The sequence below is a fragment of the Acinetobacter sp. M5A5_2a genome (genome assembly GCF_053345265.1).
In genome coordinates, this window is the sequence record NZ_JBKEZV010000001.1 from 274,833 (window position 1) to 294,548 (window position 19,716).

Sequence of the window (19,716 nt, forward strand, 5' to 3'; positions counted from 1 at the left end):
AAAAGCTTGAATAATTACCCTTTTTTTGGCTTCCATCGTATGTGTACAGCTATATGTCATGAGGGCCTGACTTTAGTTTTCTTTGTCAAAATCTTAATAATTTTAAAAACTTGCTCACCCAGTTTTATCTTTTGATGAACAGTTGCATTGTCGAGCTGATCCCACAACTCAAATGGGAAAAACTCTGAACTATGATCAAATACCCATAACCATTGATGACTATTGTTAAGCGTATTTACATCAAAACGCACATCCTGAACTTTGACAATCTTAAGTTGTTTATGATGTTCGTCTTGAAGAATAATTTCATGGTTCTCCATTAAACATCCACAAATTAAAGACAATTTTCAATTTTACTGAAATTGATACTTTCTTGTGAGTTTGTTAGTTGGCTTTAATTTACAAAAGATTTCTGGTTGTTAAAGTTTGTCATTTTCAAAATGATAATAATCTTTACTCTTGAAATACAAGGTTTTAAATAGGTTCGGTTGTAAGCGATAGGCGTAAATGTCAGAATGCCTAGCTGACATCTATCTTCGAGTTATCGCTATGAGTTTAATAGGGTTTATGTATGCAAGTAAAACCAATAGTGAACATAGTCAAGTAAAACAAGATTTAATTGATATCCTCACAGAAGCAGTCAAATTCAACTCTTATAATGATATTACGGGAGTACTTTACTATGGTAATGGATATTTCTTGCAGTATTTGGAAGGCGAGAAAGAACAAGTTGAATCACTATTTTATAATTCAATTTTGAAAGATTCGCGACATCAGAATTGTGAAATCATCTTTTCGGAACCGTCCGAACAGCGGTTGTTTAAGCATTGGAGTATGAAATTTGCTCCTATAAATACGAAAATAAAAGATTTCTTTTTTCATCATCATGTCGATGAGTTTAACCCGTATTTGCTTAACACTACATCAATTCCATCTTTTATTAAATTGCTTGTCGATCAACCAAATCTTAAAGCTGATCAATATCAAATTTAATCAATGATAGGATCTGAATTAGAGTAGTTTTTTCTACTTAAAAATATAAGCCCTCTAAAGAGGGCTTTTCTTAGTTAAGTGACGATTGGATATAGAGTTAATTAAATAGATGAAGAAAATTTTAATTTTATTACTTACATGTTTATTATTATCAAATGCTGCTTATGCAATTTCTGAAAATGAGGCATTACATACGCACTTTACATATACTCAAAATGAAAAATATTGTACGGAATTAAGACGCTACGCATTTACATTTATGCATGTTAGGCAAGATGATATACCTCATCGATGATCTTCTTGGATATATAGAAGTTGAAAAGAGTTTTTATAATAAGAAAGAAGCGAATCGGATTGCTAAACTTGCATATGAATGGCCAATTCCAGAAACTTATGATGAAAATGAACTACCTCCGATTCTTAAGTTTGGTGACAGTATCGAAAACACATGCTTAGGAAAAGAGACAACAAATGAAGAAGAGTAAACACTTTTTATAATGTTTTGGAAATAATTAAACCGCCTTATAGTGATTTAATATTTATTGTCATTAGACCATTGATTATATAGGCCGATTTTTATTTTTACAGGAATCACTTATGGGCAATGATGAATTTCTTAAAAAAGCAAAATTCTTTCCTCTGATAATCAATAGTAAGCCTTATCCGATCAGTGATACTACAAATTTAACACTAACCAAGTTTTTTACTCTTCACTACTAAAATATCATTAAGTTTAAAGCCACCTTTGGGTGGTTTTTCGTTTTCTGAACTGTTAAATTTTACTCACTATTAAAATGGATAATTTCATGAAAAAGATTATTTTTTTAGGACTAGTTCTGGGTTTAATTGGGTGTTCAACAGCTCCAGTTGGTTCAAATACAGCCAAGCCAGTACCTAATGAGAGAGTATACGATCAGAACTATTTAAAGAAACACACTCCTGAACAAGCAAAAGTTACTTTTTTAAGAGATAAAGGTTTTTTAGGATCTGGCTGTAGTCATGATATGTATGTTAATAACGAGAAAGTATTCTCAATTCGTTCAAATGAAATAGCTACTATTTATCTTGAGCCCAAATATTATATTTTTAGATTAGAAACAGGTGGAGGGATGTGTCCAAATATTGCCACTTCTCAAGAAACGGAAGTCAAACCAGGAGCGGAGATAGAATATCGAATCCTACTTCCATCTGACTTTAATTTAAGACTAACTCGAATGAAATAAAAGCGTAAGAGCCTGCCTCTAAGGCCGTCAAGCAATGTTAAATTTTAATTGAACCCACTCATCATTAAGTGGGTTTTTTCTTACTTACTAATAGATTACTCAGTTCACCGAAAATATTTATTAAATTATTTTAAAAAATATATTATTTAATTGCCTTTATTAAATAATATAGAGGTATTAATTTAATTTACTCAATAATTAATAAGTTTTATAAAACAATGAAACTTTAAAAATAATAACTTTTTACCAAATAAACAACATATCCATATGTAAATTATAAATATTTTAAAATTTAAATAAATTACATTGTTTTTAAATATTTTAGTGATATTTTATTTTAGGCACATTTACCTATTACCAAGTATAGATGTTGTGATTTTTATCATTATAGGTTTGGGATAACCTAAATATCTTTTGGTAATTTTAAACCTAATATTTATTCTTTAGGGAGAAAGAATATATGTGGGAATTATTTGTAATTCTACTTTCGCTTGGGCTGTTAATGTACACAGCTTACAAGGGCTTTTCTGTCATTCTCATGGCACCAATTTGTGCCTTACTTGCAGTTTTACTCATTAACCCAGCCAATGTTTTACCATTTTATTCGGGTGTTTTTATGCCCAAAATGGTGAACTTTATTAAAGATTACTTTCTTGTATTTTTGCTCGGGGCAATTTTCGGTAAAGTCGTTGAAATGTCTGGAATTGCCGAATCTATCGCTCGAACCATTGTGAGATGGATTGGGGCAAAAAAAGCGATTTTAACCGTTGTGTTATTAGGTGCAATTTTAACGTATAGCGGTGTCAGCTTATTTGTTGCAGTATTTGCAATTTATCCTTTTGCAAACCAGCTTTTTAGACAAGCTAATATTCCAAAACGTTTAATTCCTGGAACTATCGCGCTTGGTGCATTCACATTTACCATGGATGCATTGCCTGGTACGCCACAAATCCAGAACGTTATTCCCACCACTTTCTTTGGTACCAATATTTATGCCGCCCCATTTTTAGGGATTATTGGCGCTATTTTCGTTTTATGTGCAGGTTTAGCTTATTTGGAGTGGCGTCGTCGTGCTGCTGCAAAAGCGGGTGAAGGCTTTTCTGGTTTTGGAGTAGACAATACGTCGTCTCAAGAAATTGAAGCCGATATATCTATGCAAAATAATGGAAGCACAGCTCGTCAGTTTTTAGCATTTGTACCTCTCATTCTTGTTGCTGTAATGAACAAGTATTTGTCTAAGGCAATTAAAGAGTGGTATCCAAATGGCTTTGATTTTGCCACTGTAGGTTTAGCCGATTACGCGGTTGATGTCGCAAAAACGGGGGCGATCTGGGCTGTTGGTTTAGCACTTATTGTCGGAATTATTGCTGCAATTTTATTTGACTACCAACGTGTAGTGACGAACTTTAAAGAGGGCATTAATGCCAGTATTGGTGGCTCACTTTTAGCAGTGATGAATACAGCTTCTGAATATGGTTTCGGTGCAATTATTGCGTCATTACCGGGCTTTGCCCTGATTAGTCATGCAATGAGCAGTACTTTTACAAATCCTTTAGTGAATGGGGCTGTGACGACAACAGTTTTAGCAGGTATTACCGGTTCAGCTTCTGGTGGTATGAGTATCGCTTTAAGCGCGATGGCTGAACACTATAACGCCGCAATTTTAGCAGCAGGTATTCCACCAGAAGTCATGCACCGTGTGGTTGCAATGGCATCGGGCGGTATGGATACACTTCCGCATAATGGTGCTGTCATTACCTTGCTTGCTGTTACGGGTTTAACCCATAAACAGTCGTATAAGGATATTTTTGCAGTCACAGTAATTAAAACGTTAGCGGTATTTGTGGTGATTACGGTCTTTACAGTGACTGGTATTGTTTAAACCAACAAGTTAAAAATATTAAGGAGTGAATAGATGACTAAACTTTTAGACGGAAAAGTAGCCTTTATTACGGGCTCTGCAAGTGGTATCGGTCTAGAGATTGCCAAGAAATTTGCTCAAGAAGGTGCAAAAGTTGTCATTTCTGATATGAATGCTGAAAAGTGCCAAGAAACGGCAAAACTGTTAACAGGACAAGGCTTTGAAGCATTATCTGCACCATTTGATGTAACTGACGAAGATGCTTATAAACAAGCAATTGAACTCACTCAACAGACCTTTGGCACTGTAGATATCTTAATTAATAATGCTGGTTTTCAACATGTTGCACCTATTGAAGAGTTTCCAACCACTGTTTTTCAAAAGCTAGTTCAGGTCATGCTCACTGGTTCATTTATTGGCATTAAACATGTTTTTCCAATTATGAAAGCTCAAAAATCGGGTCGTATTATTAATATGGCTTCAATTAATGGCTTGATTGGTTTCGCTGGGAAAGCAGGTTATAACAGTGCTAAACATGGTTTAATTGGTCTGACAAAAGTTGCCGCATTAGAATGTGCAAGAGATGGTATTACAGTGAATGCACTCTGCCCAGGTTATGTAGACACACCATTGGTTCGTGGGCAAATTGCAGATTTGGCTAAGACTCGTAATGTGAGTCTAGACAGCGCACTTGAAGATGTAATTCTGGCAATGGTTCCTCAAAAACGTTTGTTATCTGTTGAAGAAATTGCTGATTATGCAATTTTCCTTGCGAGTGACAAAGCAGGTGGGGTAACGGGTCAGGCTGTGGTTATGGATGGTGGTTATACCGCACAATAATTTAGAGTTTTATAAAAGCCGCTTATTTTTTAATAGGCGGTTTTTTGTGAATAAAAAGATATGTAAGTTTAGTGTTCAAAACAATGATTTATCTCAACTATAGTTGCTTATAAAAAATCCAATAAAATAAGTTTGTTAAGGTATGAAATTATACTTTAAAGGTATTTAACTTATTTCCAATTTTAAAATCTAATAGAGTATGAGAAAGTAATCTTTACTCTCTTTCTTGATTAGATATTTTCAGGAAAATTCGTCAATTAAAGGATATTAATTGGCATACAAGTTGCTTTTTAAGCAATAAGTTATTTAGCTAGGTGAAAAGGATATGATATCACTCAGCCAACAGACGGAACTCAATCATTATTCACGCAAAGCCGAATTTGCGCAGAATTTGATGTCCACAATTTGTGGTGAACACCGTCTAGACACAATTTACAAAGATACTCTCGATTTTCACTATGATGGAATGCGCCTGCCTAATAAAAAAATGGCAATTGGCACAATCAGTTATGGTGCAAATGTTGCCATTAACATCTCTAATCTAAAAGCTTATAGCATTAGCTTGCCGATACAAGGAAGACAAGCTCTCAACATTCGTGGTGCTCATTATCAGTCTGATGAAAACAGAGGACTTATTGTTTCAAATAACGATCAGCAAGATCTGATTATTGATAAAGATTGTCGAAAATTTCAGGTGGTTATTCCAGAACGAAGCATGCAAATTGTTCTTGCAGATCTACTGAACAAACCGGTAGATGCTCCCATCATTTTTAATCCAGAAATGCATCTGGACTCGGAACAACTGATTGGTGCATGGTGGAAAAATATTCAGAATTTTTTACAGTTAAAATCTCAATATAGCAATTTTTATGGTTTGCAGATGTTATCTGAAGACTATGAAAATTTTGTAATTAAAGCCTTACTTTTATCTCAAGAAAATAATTATTCCGAAAGTTTAAAGTTACTTTCGCATCAGGATGAACCAGCCTATATCCGAAAGGTGCGGAATTTTATTATTGAACATGCGCACGAAGAAATCTGTGCAGAAGACTTGCAACGTCTAGCTGGAGTTTCAAAATCAAAATTGTATGATGAATTTCAACAATACTACGGCACCAGTCCAATGTCGTATTTAAAAAAATATCGTCTCCAACAAATTTATAAAATCTTGAGCACCACAGGAGCGGATAGAAAAGTATCTATTTCTAAGCTTGCTTATGACTGGGGGTTTAATCATTTAAGTCGTTTTTCTCAAGAATATCGCGAAGAGTTTGGTGAAAAACCAAGTGAAACGAAGGGCAAAATTTTTTAAGCATTTAACCTCTTAACTAATAAAAACCCTGATTGAATTAATTCAATCAGGGTTTTTATTTATCTCTATATTTTAAATACTATTTTCAAGATTCAATACTTGCTTACTTTTAGATTTTTCATAAATGACTTTAAGACTAAGGGCAATAAATGAAATGAAGGTTGGTAATGCAAGAATAAAGAAAATACCGCTTAAACTTAAGTTAAACGTGAAAATGAGCGATCCAAAGAAAGCACCTATAATTGCGCCGATACGACCAATACCATGCATCCACGAAACGCCAACCGCGCGGCACACCGCTGGGTAGAAAATGGCTGCAAGTGGTAGTAAAGAAGATTGAGCACCAGCAAGTAATGCACCAATTAAGAAAATGGTAATACCCAATAAGAAAATATTTGAACTGACTAAGCCTGCGACAATGAATAGCCCAAAAGCAATTAAATAAGAGTATTTAATCACTGTGGTTGGGTTCAGTTTATCCATGTACCAACCCATAATGGTTGCACCAATCACGCCACCAAAAGGGAAAATAGCTGCAATTAAACTAAATTGTTGCGTCGTAAACCCAGCTGTTTTTAAAATTGTTGGCATCCAGCTTGTTAAAAGATAAAACACTAAAAGACTCGTAAAGCAGCACAGCCAAAGCATGCTTGAACCCCACAGGTATTTTCCTAAAACGATTTTAACCGGATTTTCCTCTGACGCTGTTTCTGTTTGAGCCAAGACAAGTTTTACTGGTTCTTGGAATGGATGCCCTTGAATATCTTCTAAAATTCGTTGTGCTTTATCTTGTTGTTGGCGCGTAATTAAGTATTGAGTTGATTCAGGTAATTTAAGTAATAAGGCAACCACTAAAATGAGGGGAATACTTCCACCAATAATAATGACTTTGGCCCAGCCATAACTTTCTAACAGATAAGCTGACAACACACCGCCACAAGAAATACCAAGCATAAAACCGCAACCAGCTAGACCTGTTAGGAATGCCTTACGTTTTACAGGCATATATTCAGAGACAATGGTACTAATGTTTGGCATGGCTGCCCCTAAACCAACTCCTGTGATAAATCTATAAATCATTAAATCTTGGGTCGAGTCGGCAAAGCCACACAAAATGGTAAATATTGAAAACAAAAGGCTCGTAAAAACAATGACGCCTTTACGCCCAAACTTATCGGACAATGGCCCTGAAATAATGGCACCGATTGACATACCAACTAAAGCGGCACTTAAAACAGGCGCAAGCTGTGGTTTGGTAATTCCCCAGTCATCCAGTAATGCGGGAGCAATAAAACCAATAATTCCTGTATCTAAGCCATCACAGAAGAAGACAAAAAATCCGAGTATAAAAACCATCCACTGCAATGGGGACAGTTTTTCGCGGTTGATTACCGAATTTGCATCTATCGTTTTCATATGTATTCCTTAACTCATTAAAATTTTCTGCTGTAATTAACAAAGAAACGGTTTTCAGAAAAATCGTTTCCATGCTTAACGTCGTAATTGATAAAGATGTACTGAAGGGCTAAACCTTTGAGAAAAGGCTGTTGAAGGGCATAATTGACAATAATGTTTGCTTCACTTTCTTTATTTTTTAAGCCATCTGCTGTCTTAAAGTGGTCGCCATATACATATTTGAAGGTCGTATTTAAGCCAGGCACATGATCTTTAAAGTCATAGCCATAGATGAAGTGATAAGACTTTTCATCTTGTTTGAAGAAACCGGTCGTGTTCCAGTTAATAAAATAAGTTTCAGGCAAGAAACCATCAGGTAGTGGGTAGGCAGACTCGCCAATAATTTGTTGATAACCTAAACCAAAGCTGTGATTTTTTACTTTGAGCGTTTCTAATAAACCTACATTTTGCGCATCGATGTCGAAAAGATTTCCATTATCTTTGGCATTGAAATATTTGAATTTTGAATTGATCGAAAAATTAGAGTTTTTCCATATGTGGTCTATTCCCACATAATGTTTATTATATAAATCCTCCATATTTCCGAAGTAATATTCGCCTTTCAAAGTAGGAGTGATTTGATAGCGCAGGTCTATGTAGTTAAGGCCATCAGAGTAGCCAGTCACGCCTTTTGAAGTAAAAGAAAAGCTATGAAAATCTTCTTCATTTCGTGGTGATACTTTTTCAATTCGACCAATTTCAGCAAAAAGCTTATCGCTTAATTGAGACTTAAGATTGGTTCCCCAATAAGAGGTCAGTAGCTGACGACTTGCATCTACAGTGGTTACGGGTAAATCTAGCCATAATTCACCAATGCTCAGTAGCGTCTTGTTATAGCCTAACTTTAATGTCGCACCATATTTTAAATAATCGGGTGCTTGGGACTGAGTTGCTTTATCAAAAGGTAATACTGTATCTGCAACGTGTTTATCTTGGCTTAAGCGAACCGCATATTGTGCTGAAGCATTTGCGCCAATTTGAATCGGAGTTCCACCAATTTCTAACGGCGTGTCGTGCATATTGGAGTTGTAAAATAGTGAGACTGATTGTGACCAGCTACCTGAGTTTTTTACATCTGGGTTGTCATAATTTCTGTCTATATATGCATTTTTTAATGTAAATTTCCATTCTTCATCCGCTGAATAAGCCTGAGTAGAAAATGCACTACAACATAAAATGTTGATGAGCATTAACGTTTTGTTGTGTCCATAAATTGGCTTTGGTCGATGCATAAATAAAGTGCCTTAATTTAGAAAAATGACTGAGCTTTTCTTATGTAATCAAACTAATTACATGACTTTGATTGAACTATTTTTAGCCAGTAGTCACTATCCAATAAGTCCTAATCTTCATCCATTTTTTCCAAATTAGATAAAAAGCATTATTTTTATTTTTTATATTAAGATATTGAAATTAATTAACTTTATTCTTTTATATGTTTTATCCATTGCTATCTTTTTTCATAATTGCGCACAGATTGGATAGTGCTTGCAGCTTTTGGACAGTCTAAAAAAATATTCGGATAGAAGATAAAGCCATAACAATGTCAGGAGTTGACACTATGGCTGGTCAAACCGTTCAAATTAAAACAGCATCTGGAAAGCAGTTCAGTGCATATCTAGCAACACCAGAAACAGGAAAAGGACCTGGAGTGGTGCTTTGTCAGGAAATCTTTGGGGTGAATGCAGCCATGCGAGAAAAAGCAGAATTTCTTGCAGAAGAAGGCTATACCGTTTTAGTTCCTGATTTATTTTGGCGTGTAGCACCTAATATCGAACTGGGTTACACACCAGAAGATTTTCAAAAGGCTTTCGAGCTTTATCAGCAATATGATGAAAACCCCGGTGTTGAAGACATTCAAGACAGCTTATCTTTTTTAAAAACGCGACCAGAATGTGACACCTCTACAGGCCTCGGTGTGGTGGGCTATTGTTTAGGTGGAAAGCTTGCTTATCTTGCAGGCTGTCGCCTTTCGGAAGTGGCATGTGCTGTAGGTTATTACGGTGTAGGCATTGAAAAAGCGTTAGATGAGTTAGCCAACGTAAAAGGGCGTTTGGTTTTACATATTGCAGAACTGGACCAATTTACACCGCCAGATGCGAGACAAGCGATTGTCGATGCAGCAAGCCAATATTCAAATGTACAAGCCTTTGTTTACGAAGGTGTCGATCATGCATTTGCACGTCCAAAAAGCAATCATTATCACAAACCCTCAGCGCGCTTTGCCCACGAGCGTACAGTAACAGCACTACATGACACGATTGGACCGAAATATGACTTAGTTGCCTTGTGGGAAGAACATATTCGACATGAGTTCGATACGCGTGACGTACCAGCAACTATGGCAACGATGGTCGCAGAACCGTATGTCAACCATATTCCTACCTTAACGGGTGGTGTAGGCCACAGCCAGCTTGCCCGTTTTTATCAGTACCATTTTGTTCATCAAAACCCGAAAGATATGAAGATCACGTCTATCTCTCGTACGGTTGGTTCAACGCAAGTGGTGGACGAATTCATTATGAGCTTCACCCACGATGCTGAAATTGACTGGTTATTACCGGGTGTAAAGCCTACTGGTAAATATGTAGAAATTCCAATGCTAGGTGTGATCCAGTTTAGAGGGTCAAAGCTTTGCCATGAGCATATTTATTGGGATCAAGCATCAGTGCTCGTTCAAATTGGTTTATTAGACCCAACAGGCTTACCAGTTGCAGGCGTTGAGACCGCACGAAAACTTCTTGATGAAGATCTTCCTTCAAATACTTTGATGCCATCTTGGTCAAGTAGCGAAGGCAAGCCAGTCAATTAAGGAGTATCTGCAATGAATATAGATTTAAAAGGGAAAGTTGCGGTGGTGAGCGGTGGAGCAACTTTGATCGGTAAAGCAGTTGTGCAAGCCTTAGTTAGTGCAGGTGCTCATGTCGCTATTTTAGATATTGATGCCAAAGGCAAAGCGATTGCGGAAAGCTTTAACCATGATGTGATGTTTATTCAAACCGATTTAACCAGTGATGCGGCTATTCAACAAGCTGTAGCGGATATTCACCAACATTTAGGTGAAGTGAGCTACTTGGTCAATTTGGCATGTACATATTTAGATGACGGTTTTAAATCCTCACGTCAGGACTGGTTACAAGCACTCGATATTAATTTGGTCTCTACAGTTGAACTGAGCCGTGCTTTTTACAATGACCTAAAAAAGCAGCAAGGTTCAATCGTTAACTTTACTTCCATTTCTGCCAAAGTGGCTCAAACAGGGCGCTGGTTATATCCAGTTTCAAAAGCCGCAATACGTCAACTCACACAAAGCATGGCAATGGATTTTGCCGCCGATGGCATTCGTGTCAATTCAGTTTCACCGGGTTGGACATGGTCTCGTGTGATTGCAGAAGTCAGTGGCAATAACCGTGAAAAAGCCGATAGCGTGGCAGCCGATTATCACTTGCTAGGCCGTTTGGGTCACCCAGAAGAAGTCGCCAATGTTGTTTTGTTTTTATTGTCACCCGCTGCGAGTTTCGTCACTGGAGCAGATTATGCGGTCGATGGCGGATATTCAGTAATGGGCCCTGAAGGATCACAGCCCGCTATTCCACGTTTAGCCGAATAGCTCAGCGTTTTAAAAGCACATTTAGAAAATTATGGAGAAGATTATGCGCCGTATTGCAATTGTTGGAGCAGGACAGTCTGGTTTACAGCTTGGTTTGGGCTTACTAGATACAGGTTACGACGTGACAATGATCACCAACCGAACTGCCGATGAAATCCGTCAAGGTAAAGTCATGTCAAGCCAGTGTATGTTTCATAGCGCTTTACAAACTGAACGTGACTTAGGTTTAAATTTTTGGGAAGAACAATGTCCAGCGGTGGAAGGCATTGGGTTAGCTTTAGTTAACCCTGAAAATGGTGGTAAAGCATTTGAATGGAGTGCTCGTCTTGAGCGCTACGCTCAATCGGTCGATCAACGCGTCAAAATGCCATATTGGATGGAAGAGTTTGAACGCCGTGGCGGTCGATTAGTCATTCAAGATGTGGGTATTGAAGAATTAGAACAACTCGCAAATGAGTATGAACTTGTACTGCTAGCAGCTGGTAAAGGTGAAGTCGTTAAACAGTTTGAGCGTGATGATGCACGTAGTGTTTTTGATAAACCTCAACGTGCTTTGGCATTGACCTATGTCAAAAATATGAAGCCAATTTCTCCATACTCTCGTGTGACTTTTAACATTATTCCCGAAGTCGGTGAATACTTTTCATTTCCGGCACTCACCGTGAATGGTCCTTGCGACATCATGGTTTTTGAAGGCATTCCAAACGGGCCAATGGACTGCTGGCAAGATGTCAAAACACCTGAACAGCACCTGCAATGTAGTTTGGACTTACTGAAGAAATTTGTGCCTTGGGAATATGAACGTTGCGCAAATGTTGAGTTAACCGATACAGGTGGGTATTTGGCAGGACGTTTCCCACCGACCGTACGCAAACCAATTTTGACATTACCCTCTGGCAAGCAAATTTTTGGTATGGCAGATGCCTTAGTTGTTAATGATCCAATTACTGGTCAAGGCTCAAACAACGCTGCCAAATGTAGCAAAATCTATTTCGATGCCATTTTAGCTAATGATAATCAAAGCTTTAACGAAGAATGGATGGTTCAAACTTTTGAGCGTTATTGGGCTTATGCAGAAAAAGTGGTGGCTTGGACCAATAGTCTGTTAGTACCTCCAGAGCCGCATGTGGTTGAGCTATTAGCAGCCGCAAGCCAAAACCAGAGCATTGCTTCCATTATGGCCAATAACTTTGATGACCCACGTGCTTTTGCTCCTTGGTGGTTTGATGCAAATCAGGCTCAAGCATTCTTGGCTTCAAAAACCACAGCAAAAGTGGCTTAAGGGCAAAACATTAAAGGGAGATTTAGAAATGGACACAATTGAAACTCAAGGCTTACAAGCGATTAATGCTGAAAACCCAAGAGAGATTCGTAATTTACTTGGTCAGTTTGCAACTGGGGTTACAGTGATTACAACCCGTGGTAAAGATGGTCGGAAAATAGGAATGACAGCAAACTCTTTTTCCTCATTGTCTTTAGATCCACCATTAATTTTGTGGAGCCTTTCAAAAACAGCGCCAAGTTTGTCTGATTTTGTAGAAGCTGAATATTTTGCTATTCACATGTTGGCACAAGAGCATCATCAGTTATCCGGACATTTCGCTCGAGGTGCTGAAGACAAATTTGCCGGCGTTGCACATCAGCAATGTAATGCGGGCGTTCCAATTTTGACCGATGCACTCGCAACCTTGGTTTGTCGTAATATCAATCAGTATGAAGGCGGAGATCATCTGATTTTTATTGGACAAATTGAACAGTACCAACAACGTCAAGGTGAGCCTTTGGTATTCCACGCAGGAAAATATCGCATTGCCACTGAACATCCAGAATTAGCACATTAATTCACCACAATCACGATCAATCCGGTCGTGATTTTTTTTATAGGAAATAAGAAGATGAAAAGCACTTTAATTAAACATGGCTTTTTAGCAGGGACATTGTTGGGTTTGCCTTTGGTTACACATGCCTATGATTTACCGACCGTAAACTTAGGTATGACCAGCTTTCTCGATGGCGGATTACCCGCAGGACCTGGCTGGTATGCTCAAACCTACTTTCAAAATTACGATAGCAATAAACTCGTCGATGCCAATGGACAAAAATTAGGTTTACCTAAAACAGATTTAAATTATCAAGTACTGGTTGAGCAGATTAGTTATTTATCGAATGTCCGAGTAAAAGATAAAGCCAGTCTAGGCATGAATTTTTTAATTCCTTTTGTCAGTAAAATGGACATGGATGATGGTTTGAATAATGCTGCAATTAAAGCCCAAAGTGGCTTTGGGGACATTATGATTGGACCTTTTATTCAGTTTGATCCAGTCATGGGCGCACAAGGGCCTAAGTTTGTACATCGTTTTGAGTTTCAGGTGAATTTACCTACTGGCGAATATGACCAGCAAAAAGACATTAACCCCAGTAATAACGCTGTTTCATTTGATCCTTATTGGGCTGCCACATATTGGTTTAATCCCAAATGGACCGCTTCAACACGCATCCATTATCTCTATAACTTTAAAAATGACGACCCAAGCTATGCGTTTGCAGGAGCAAATGATATGCAGGCAGGGCAAGCAATTCATGCAAACTTCGCAACGGACTATGCTATTACCGAACACTTCCGTTTAGGACTAAATGGCTATTGGCTAAAACAAGTCACCGACACCGAAGTTGATGGTGAAAAAGTTAAAGGCCGACGTGAACAAGTCTGGGCAATTGGTCCTGGTGCGATGTATAGTTTTTCTAAAAATGATCACTTGGTTGCAAATGCATATTTTGAGCAAGATGCTGAAAATCGCCCAGAGGGAATACGACTTCAAGTTCGCTATGTCCATCATTTCTAAATCATAAAAAAAGCCTTTTATATCAATATAATATAAAGGGCTTTTATCTATTTTTAGTTTAAGAAAAAATTGAAGTAATTAAGCCTGAGCCTTCACTTTGACCAGAACGGCGAGTAGAAGAGGGTAATTCACCATAACGACGTTTATATTCTTGAGAAAAACGGCCTAAATGGCTAAATCCCCATTTAAATGCGACATCTGTTACTGATAGATTTTCATTATGCATAAGCTCTAAATGAGCTTGTTCAAAACGTAATTCTTTTAGATAAGACATTGGGGTGGTCCCCAAATAATTTTTAAAACCAGTAAATAAGGTTCTTACACTCACGCCTGCATGTTCAGCCAAAATTTCGACATTAAGCGGTTCATGTAAATGTTCTTTAATATAGGCTTCTGTGCGTTTCACGAAATAAGGAGAGACCGTTTTTTCTTTATAATGATCAATTTTATGTAATGCATTATTAGGTTGACCATAAATCAGTGCATTAAACAGATTTGACTCAAATTGTTTAAAGGCTAGAGGGTGATGGAGTGGATGTTGTTCGCATGCTAAAGCATCCATCAATGTTCTAACGAGTTGTAAAAAATAGGCTCCACTTTGTGTTGCAAAGTCTAATTTTGGGTCGAAAACGAGTAAGTTGTTTTCTGAATCGGCAATGTGCTGACGGCAATGGTAAGTAAAATCATCCTTTGAAACTTTTAGAATGAGCTGCGGTGAGTTCGCGTGCCAGCGCATACGTAAAGATTGCTGAGGGGAAATAAGAGAAGCAACTTGAGAATAAGAAATAAACTTTTGCGAACCAAACTCGATTTCTGCGTAGCCTTGAGTTGGGATTTGAATTAAGTAAAAGTTATCAAGATGATCAGGTTCAATAATGACATCCGCACCATATTCCAAGCGGCTAATAGACAGGGCACCTGTTTTAACATGGTGCATGGTTGCACTGAAATCTCGCTTCTGTTGAGAGATTTTAAGATCATGCGGTTTAAAAATTTGCCCTACATTTCGGCAGGTTTCGCTTAAATCGTGATGATCAAACACCAAATTATGATCAGTAAAAATAGACTCATTTTGAAAATGACGTCCACTGAGTTCTGGGGAGTTGGCTTGGTTCATATTTATCCCTTTTGGCTCACTCCTGTATTTACTTATGTTGCAGAAGCTCTAAAACTTCGCTGTGCAGCAAGTAAATACGGCACTTAAAAAAATTAAGTTACTCGCAAATTACAATGAGATATAAGCAAGATATAGACCAATTTAACCGCTAATTAATGTGATTTTCTCAAGTTTTTAGTTCGGATCTAGTCCATTAATTTAATAAATTCGAGAAATAGAATAGAGGGATATAAAAGGCGCTATAACTTAATCTCATCATGATCTTATTCCTTAAGATCTATCAAATTTATAGCAAATCCGAGTGAACTGGTCAATTTATTTTGTCGGAATTTATTATTTTATACTGTTGAATATAAAGGTTTTTTAATTTTTTAAATAAAAATTCAATATACCCCTTACAGAGTATATTGAATCATTTCAGGTTTAGTGGTTTTTAAATTATTTGCACTTAAGCTATTTATATTTTCAACGTGATGTATTGCTCTGTAAAAACTTCTCGCTGTAGATCCGGTAGTTTTGCAGAGCTTGTTCATCTAACCAATTTTTTACGGCTTCAATCATTGGCGGTGGGCCACATAAATACATATCAAAAGCCTGTTCAGCCAGTTGATCTTTATTTAAATGCTCATGAATATAACCCGCTTTACCTTGCCAAGCCTCGGTTGCTTTAGTCACTATCGGGTGATAGCTAAAGTTTGGAAGCTGTTCTGCGTAGGCATGTAAACGCTGTTGTTCACACAAATCGGTTTCACTATTTACGCCGTAATACAACTGAACTGCAGGTGAGTTTGGTTGATCAACCAAGTTATCAAGCATTCCCAAGAAAGCTGATAATCCTGTTCCACCAGCAACAAAAACCAATGGTCGCTGTACTTCGCGTAAATAGAAACTACCAAGTGGCGCTTCGATGAATAGGCTTTGTCCAACCTGACAGCGATCACGCAAGTAATTGCTCATAACACCATCTGGCAAAAGACGAATTAAGAATTGCAATTGATTGGTTGCGTTTGGTCTGTTTGCAAAAGAATAAGAACGCCAATCTTCAGTATCTGGAATTTGCAAACGAGCATATTGACCCGGCAAAAACTGAAGTTGCTCAGCATGACTGCTTGCATCAAGATGCAAAATTGCTGTTGTCTCAGAAACCAGCTCAACCGCAGTCACTTTGGTTTCAATTTTTAAAGTATCGCCAGCATTGCAAATAGCTGAATCATGATCGAAATAAAAAGCTGCATCCGATTTTACCCGTGTCTGGCAAGCTAACATTTTTCGCTCGGCCAAATCACGTTCACTTAATGCATCTTCATCAACATATTCTTGTTCATAAATGCCTGTTTCACACTGTCCTTGACAGGTACCACAAACACCTTCACGACAGTCGAGAGGAAGGTTAATCCCTTGGCGAACTGCTGCATCCAGCAACAATTCGTCCTTATTTACCGAAATGAAAAAGGTTTTGCCATCGGCAAAGTTAAGTGCAACTGAATGTCCCATTTTCATTCCCCTTAAACGTGATAGAAGTCTAAAACGGAATCAATCTTGTCATTAAGCAAAATGCTGTGCTGACGACGAATGCGGAAACCATCTGCTGTTTGACGTAAAAGATAAGTAGCGTGTCCGTAAAAACAGCCTTCTAAACCTTGACGGTTATACAGTGTTTGCCATGCAACTTTTGCTTCAATTAGACCATCATCAAGTGTTTTAACTCGAATGTTATTCATGCTGTGTAACGTGCGTGGTAATGGCGTTGCCGAAGCTGCTTTTCCTGTACGAATACGGAATACACGGTCTTCGAGTCCAGTGCGGTCTGCGTAATAAATATAAGACAAGCCCTGATTCGGATCTTGAACATAGTTATGGTCATCAATCCACTGTGGAATATGATATTCACTATCTTCATCGTAAAGTTCTAAATAGGCATCCCAGTCATAAGCATCACAAAGTTCTGCTTTTTTGTACAAAAACTGAGATACAGCAAAATATAGTTCTTGTGACATGGTTACACCTCATCCCTTACGGCATTGTTTTCGTAAGTAATATCCTGCATTTTCAGCGCTTTCTTGTTTAAGCCATCGAGCATTAGACGTTGCCAATGTCCATGCTGGTTTACATAGAGCCCTTCATGGGTAAACTCACGGCCAGTAATGACTGGTTGAATTCCTAAATCTTGTGAGTTTTTGGTCGCGCCATATTCCCAAGACTGACAGCCACGAGAAATATCGCTCCAGCGCTCAAGTCGTGCTTGGAAACCTTTTTGTTGCTCACGGAATTCAACCAAATCGTCTGGTGTACCAAGGCCTGATACGTTAAAGAAATCTTCGAACTGGCGAATACGGTTACGGCGCGCTTCAACAGATTCACCTTTGACACCAATACATTGACTGATGACTTCAGTTTTATTCCATGCCACAGGGCGAATAATACGAAGTTGAGAACTAATCTGGTCCATAAAAAATAGGCTAGGGTATAAGTTCAAATTTCTTAAACGATGCATTGCCCATTCAGCATATTTGTCGCCATATTTTTCGACTAAATAAGGCATAATTGTGCTGTAACCCGGACGAACTGTTGGATTCGGCATATCACTAAACAGCACACTATGACCATTTTTAAAGCTAAACCAGCCATCATCAGTCTCGGAGTCACCCGCACCTAACTTGCTATAGTCAAGCGTATCGAGTTCTTCTCCTTTTGATGCATTAACCTGTTGACGGTGTTGGACTGTAGAGACATAGTTATAGTGAACGGTACTGACATGGTAGCCATCTAAGCCATTTTCATTTTGTAGTTTCCAGTTACCTGCAAAGGTGTAAGATGACTTGCCCTGAAGAACCTCAAGTTCACCTGTTGGTGACTGATTAACCATTAAATCAAGAAACAGTTTTGCATCGCCCAAAAAGTCTTCTAGTGAATCTGTTGCTTGAGTATCAAGGCTTACAAATACAAATCCACGATAGCTAGCAATACGGCCTTGTTTTAATCCACGGCTTGATTTATCAAAATCTTCGCAATATTCACTCGGTGCTTTTACTTTGACCAAACGGCCATCTGACTTGTAGCACCATGCGTGGAATGGGCAAGTAAATGTAGATTGGTTGCCTTTAGCAACGCGTGTTAATGTCGCGCCGCGGTGCTCACAAGCATTGACCATGGCGTGTAATTCGCCTTTACCATCACGGCTCACAATAATCGGCTGACGACCAATTTGAACCGTTAGGAAATCATGATTGTTTGGAATTTCACTTTCGTGGCATGCATAAATCCAAACCTTTTCAAAAATGAATTCCATTTCCAAATCAAACAGCTCAGGCTCGGTAAACATATTGCGTGCGATACGAAACACGCCATCTTTAGGACGGAAGTCGATACATCCATCTACAAAATCATTCCATTGTTTTAAATTAGATGAGGTCATTTGCTCAATCCTATTCATTCAGCTTTTAACTGATTGAACCGCGATTAGGCCTTTACCTCTATCCGTTTTTTCCAGATCTTTATCCACTTTGTGCAGTTTTGATTTTTTAATAAAATTATTTTCAAGGGAGTAATGAGAATTCTAAATTTGTATGGTGTCTTAACTTGTTAAACTTCCCTATAATCCTAAAGAGCATAAAGTGAGACCTTGTGAGTTAAGCCTATGAAAGAACACAAATTAAAATTACAAATTAGAATTCTTTTAAAGCAGAACATTGCATTTGGTCCTGGAAAGGCAGACTTACTTGAAGCAATTGAGAGAACGGGTTCAATTTCTCAAGCTGCTAAATCTATGAATATGAGTTACCGCCGTGCATGGCAGTTGGTAGACACCATGAATCAGTGCTTCGAAACAGCCTTAGTTGAAACTCAAACGGGTGGAACACATGGTGGTGGGGCTGCGGTCACAGCTTTAGGCCAGAAAGTCTTACAACACTATCGCCAAATGGAAATCAATGCTCGACAAGCCTTAGAACATGATTATCAAATTATGAGTAGCTATTTAAAATAGCTAAATTAAAAGACTTTGTAGTGACTGAATCTTTTAATTTGGTATAGCTTTTGCTTAATAAAAAGTGCACGCTGAAAAAGCACTGCTGCAATTTTCAGTTACACAGACAATGGCGTCTATTCTGTACTATCGTAAAAGATGGTCGGGGATAGGCGTTTTTTATTGTGTATCTAAAAAAGTGGCTGGCATAAACGACTGATCTGTTTACAGATCTTTATGGTGATCGCTATGTGCTTCTTGGCATGGTGATGACCATAAAACTAATGGAATTATTCACTAATATTTAAAGAAAATGAGTTTTATATAGTGCTCTTAAATGGTTAACGCCGCCACAGAGCGCACCAAAATGAAGATCAAAATACGAATTGCACTATTTACCTTCATTCCGGTCATCTATATTTAACGAATTATGCTTTTCATAATCTTTGTGTAGCGCTATATTCTGGGGTATATATCGCTGCAAAAAAAGACAAAAAA

19 protein-coding genes are annotated in these 19,716 nt (G+C 37.9%); 12 read left to right on the forward strand and 7 right to left on the reverse strand.

Going from position 1 to position 19,716, the window contains the following annotated elements; all coding sequences use genetic code 11:
- Positions 1–56: 56 nt before the first annotated feature.
- Positions 57–320, reverse strand: a complete 264-nt coding sequence (locus ACLBWE_RS01350; RefSeq protein ID WP_198078539.1) for a hypothetical protein — start codon at positions 318–320, stop codon at positions 57–59.
- 229 nt (positions 321–549) lie between these two features.
- Here ACLBWE_RS01350 and ACLBWE_RS01355 point away from each other — a divergent pair, with 229 nt between their 5' ends.
- From ACLBWE_RS01355 to ACLBWE_RS01380, 6 genes are all read left to right on the forward strand, one after another.
- Positions 550–993: a BLUF domain-containing protein gene (locus tag ACLBWE_RS01355; protein ID WP_447600963.1), complete on the forward strand. Its 444-nt coding sequence runs from the start codon at positions 550–552 to the stop codon at positions 991–993.
- Between the two features lie 263 nt (positions 994–1,256).
- Entirely contained in the window at positions 1,257–1,478 is a 222-nt protein-coding gene (locus ACLBWE_RS01360) for a hypothetical protein (RefSeq protein WP_045432463.1), read from the forward strand.
- A 321-nt stretch (positions 1,479–1,799) separates the two neighbouring features.
- Positions 1,800–2,216 carry a hypothetical protein gene (locus tag ACLBWE_RS01365; RefSeq protein WP_045432460.1) on the forward strand — a complete coding sequence of 139 codons (417 nt, stop codon included), beginning with the start codon at positions 1,800–1,802 and terminating at the stop codon, positions 2,214–2,216.
- A gap of 460 nt (positions 2,217–2,676) precedes the next feature.
- Positions 2,677–4,098 carry a GntP family permease gene (locus ACLBWE_RS01370; RefSeq protein ID WP_447600671.1) on the forward strand — a complete coding sequence of 474 codons (1,422 nt, stop codon included), beginning with the start codon at positions 2,677–2,679 and terminating at the stop codon, positions 4,096–4,098.
- A 33-nt stretch (positions 4,099–4,131) separates the two neighbouring features.
- Positions 4,132–4,917 carry a 3-hydroxybutyrate dehydrogenase gene (locus ACLBWE_RS01375; RefSeq protein ID WP_447600673.1) on the forward strand — a complete coding sequence of 262 codons (786 nt, stop codon included), beginning with the start codon at positions 4,132–4,134 and terminating at the stop codon, positions 4,915–4,917.
- A gap of 325 nt (positions 4,918–5,242) precedes the next feature.
- The gene (locus ACLBWE_RS01380) at positions 5,243–6,229 is read left to right on the forward strand and encodes an AraC family transcriptional regulator (RefSeq protein WP_003651695.1); all 987 of its coding nucleotides are present in this window, start codon (positions 5,243–5,245) and stop codon (positions 6,227–6,229) included.
- A 72-nt stretch (positions 6,230–6,301) separates the two neighbouring features.
- Here the strand turns inward: ACLBWE_RS01380 and ACLBWE_RS01385 are convergent, their stop codons facing one another.
- Both ACLBWE_RS01385 and ACLBWE_RS01390 read right to left on the reverse strand, forming a co-directional pair.
- Positions 6,302–7,645, reverse strand: coding sequence for an MFS transporter (locus tag ACLBWE_RS01385; RefSeq protein WP_447600676.1), 1,344 nt, complete (start codon positions 7,643–7,645; stop codon positions 6,302–6,304).
- 17 nt (positions 7,646–7,662) lie between these two features.
- Positions 7,663–8,874: an OprD family outer membrane porin gene (locus ACLBWE_RS01390; protein WP_447600965.1), complete on the reverse strand. Its 1,212-nt coding sequence runs from the start codon at positions 8,872–8,874 to the stop codon at positions 7,663–7,665.
- A 371-nt stretch (positions 8,875–9,245) separates the two neighbouring features.
- On the opposite strand from ACLBWE_RS01390, the gene ACLBWE_RS01395 reads away from it, so the two are divergent.
- Genes ACLBWE_RS01395 through ACLBWE_RS01415 form a run of 5 tightly spaced genes read left to right on the forward strand, consistent with a single transcriptional unit; the run spans position 9,246 to position 14,137 of the window.
- Positions 9,246–10,496, forward strand: a complete 1,251-nt coding sequence (locus ACLBWE_RS01395) for a dienelactone hydrolase family protein (protein WP_447600678.1) — start codon at positions 9,246–9,248, stop codon at positions 10,494–10,496.
- 12 nt (positions 10,497–10,508) lie between these two features.
- The gene (locus tag ACLBWE_RS01400; RefSeq protein WP_005047192.1) at positions 10,509–11,294 is read left to right on the forward strand and encodes an SDR family oxidoreductase; all 786 of its coding nucleotides are present in this window, start codon (positions 10,509–10,511) and stop codon (positions 11,292–11,294) included.
- A 43-nt stretch (positions 11,295–11,337) separates the two neighbouring features.
- Complete coding sequence (locus ACLBWE_RS01405) at positions 11,338–12,576, forward strand: styrene monooxygenase/indole monooxygenase family protein (RefSeq protein WP_447600680.1); 1,239 nt, start codon at positions 11,338–11,340, stop codon at positions 12,574–12,576.
- A gap of 28 nt (positions 12,577–12,604) precedes the next feature.
- On the forward strand, positions 12,605–13,135 hold the full coding sequence (locus ACLBWE_RS01410) for a flavin reductase family protein (protein WP_447600682.1): 531 nt from the start codon (positions 12,605–12,607) through the stop codon (positions 13,133–13,135).
- A gap of 54 nt (positions 13,136–13,189) precedes the next feature.
- The gene (locus tag ACLBWE_RS01415) at positions 13,190–14,137 is read left to right on the forward strand and encodes a SphA family protein (RefSeq protein ID WP_447600684.1); all 948 of its coding nucleotides are present in this window, start codon (positions 13,190–13,192) and stop codon (positions 14,135–14,137) included.
- Between the two features lie 58 nt (positions 14,138–14,195).
- Here the strand turns inward: ACLBWE_RS01415 and ACLBWE_RS01420 are convergent, their stop codons facing one another.
- The 4 genes from ACLBWE_RS01420 to antA all read right to left on the reverse strand — a co-directional run bounded on the left by ACLBWE_RS01420 (position 14,196) and on the right by antA (position 18,669).
- The gene (locus ACLBWE_RS01420) at positions 14,196–15,254 is read right to left on the reverse strand and encodes an AraC family transcriptional regulator (RefSeq protein ID WP_447600686.1); all 1,059 of its coding nucleotides are present in this window, start codon (positions 15,252–15,254) and stop codon (positions 14,196–14,198) included.
- A gap of 465 nt (positions 15,255–15,719) precedes the next feature.
- Positions 15,720–16,754 (reverse strand): anthranilate 1,2-dioxygenase electron transfer component AntC, encoded by a 1,035-nt coding sequence (antC, locus tag ACLBWE_RS01425; protein WP_447600688.1) that lies wholly within the window; start codon positions 16,752–16,754, stop codon positions 15,720–15,722.
- 5 nt (positions 16,755–16,759) lie between these two features.
- On the reverse strand, positions 16,760–17,251 hold the full coding sequence (gene antB / locus ACLBWE_RS01430; RefSeq protein ID WP_003651713.1) for an anthranilate 1,2-dioxygenase small subunit: 492 nt from the start codon (positions 17,249–17,251) through the stop codon (positions 16,760–16,762).
- 2 nt (positions 17,252–17,253) lie between these two features.
- A complete protein-coding gene (gene antA, locus ACLBWE_RS01435) occupies positions 17,254–18,669 on the reverse strand; it encodes an anthranilate 1,2-dioxygenase large subunit (protein WP_447600691.1) in 1,416 nt (471 codons plus the stop codon).
- Between the two features lie 222 nt (positions 18,670–18,891).
- On the opposite strand from antA, the gene ACLBWE_RS01440 reads away from it, so the two are divergent.
- On the forward strand, positions 18,892–19,239 hold the full coding sequence (locus ACLBWE_RS01440) for a winged helix-turn-helix domain-containing protein (RefSeq protein WP_348949235.1): 348 nt from the start codon (positions 18,892–18,894) through the stop codon (positions 19,237–19,239).
- Positions 19,240–19,716 lie beyond the last annotated feature (477 nt).

Coding starts and splice junctions, on each gene's coding strand:
- ACLBWE_RS01350 (WP_198078539.1), bottom strand. CDS start 320: ATGGAGAACCATGAAATTATTCTTCAAGACGAACATCATAAACAACTT.
- ACLBWE_RS01355 (WP_447600963.1), top strand. CDS start 550: ATGAGTTTAATAGGGTTTATGTATGCAAGTAAAACCAATAGTGAACAT.
- ACLBWE_RS01360 (WP_045432463.1), top strand. CDS start 1,257: ATGTTAGGCAAGATGATATACCTCATCGATGATCTTCTTGGATATATA.
- ACLBWE_RS01365 (WP_045432460.1), top strand. CDS start 1,800: ATGAAAAAGATTATTTTTTTAGGACTAGTTCTGGGTTTAATTGGGTGT.
- ACLBWE_RS01370 (WP_447600671.1), top strand. CDS start 2,677: ATGTGGGAATTATTTGTAATTCTACTTTCGCTTGGGCTGTTAATGTAC.
- ACLBWE_RS01375 (WP_447600673.1), top strand. CDS start 4,132: ATGACTAAACTTTTAGACGGAAAAGTAGCCTTTATTACGGGCTCTGCA.
- ACLBWE_RS01380 (WP_003651695.1), top strand. CDS start 5,243: ATGATATCACTCAGCCAACAGACGGAACTCAATCATTATTCACGCAAA.
- ACLBWE_RS01385 (WP_447600676.1), bottom strand. CDS start 7,645: ATGAAAACGATAGATGCAAATTCGGTAATCAACCGCGAAAAACTGTCC.
- ACLBWE_RS01390 (WP_447600965.1), bottom strand. CDS start 8,874: ATGCTCATCAACATTTTATGTTGTAGTGCATTTTCTACTCAGGCTTAT.
- ACLBWE_RS01395 (WP_447600678.1), top strand. CDS start 9,246: ATGGCTGGTCAAACCGTTCAAATTAAAACAGCATCTGGAAAGCAGTTC.
- ACLBWE_RS01400 (WP_005047192.1), top strand. CDS start 10,509: ATGAATATAGATTTAAAAGGGAAAGTTGCGGTGGTGAGCGGTGGAGCA.
- ACLBWE_RS01405 (WP_447600680.1), top strand. CDS start 11,338: ATGCGCCGTATTGCAATTGTTGGAGCAGGACAGTCTGGTTTACAGCTT.
- ACLBWE_RS01410 (WP_447600682.1), top strand. CDS start 12,605: ATGGACACAATTGAAACTCAAGGCTTACAAGCGATTAATGCTGAAAAC.
- ACLBWE_RS01415 (WP_447600684.1), top strand. CDS start 13,190: ATGAAAAGCACTTTAATTAAACATGGCTTTTTAGCAGGGACATTGTTG.
- ACLBWE_RS01420 (WP_447600686.1), bottom strand. CDS start 15,254: ATGAACCAAGCCAACTCCCCAGAACTCAGTGGACGTCATTTTCAAAAT.
- antC (WP_447600688.1), bottom strand. CDS start 16,754: ATGAAAATGGGACATTCAGTTGCACTTAACTTTGCCGATGGCAAAACC.
- antB (WP_003651713.1), bottom strand. CDS start 17,251: ATGTCACAAGAACTATATTTTGCTGTATCTCAGTTTTTGTACAAAAAA.
- antA (WP_447600691.1), bottom strand. CDS start 18,669: ATGACCTCATCTAATTTAAAACAATGGAATGATTTTGTAGATGGATGT.
- ACLBWE_RS01440 (WP_348949235.1), top strand. CDS start 18,892: ATGAAAGAACACAAATTAAAATTACAAATTAGAATTCTTTTAAAGCAG.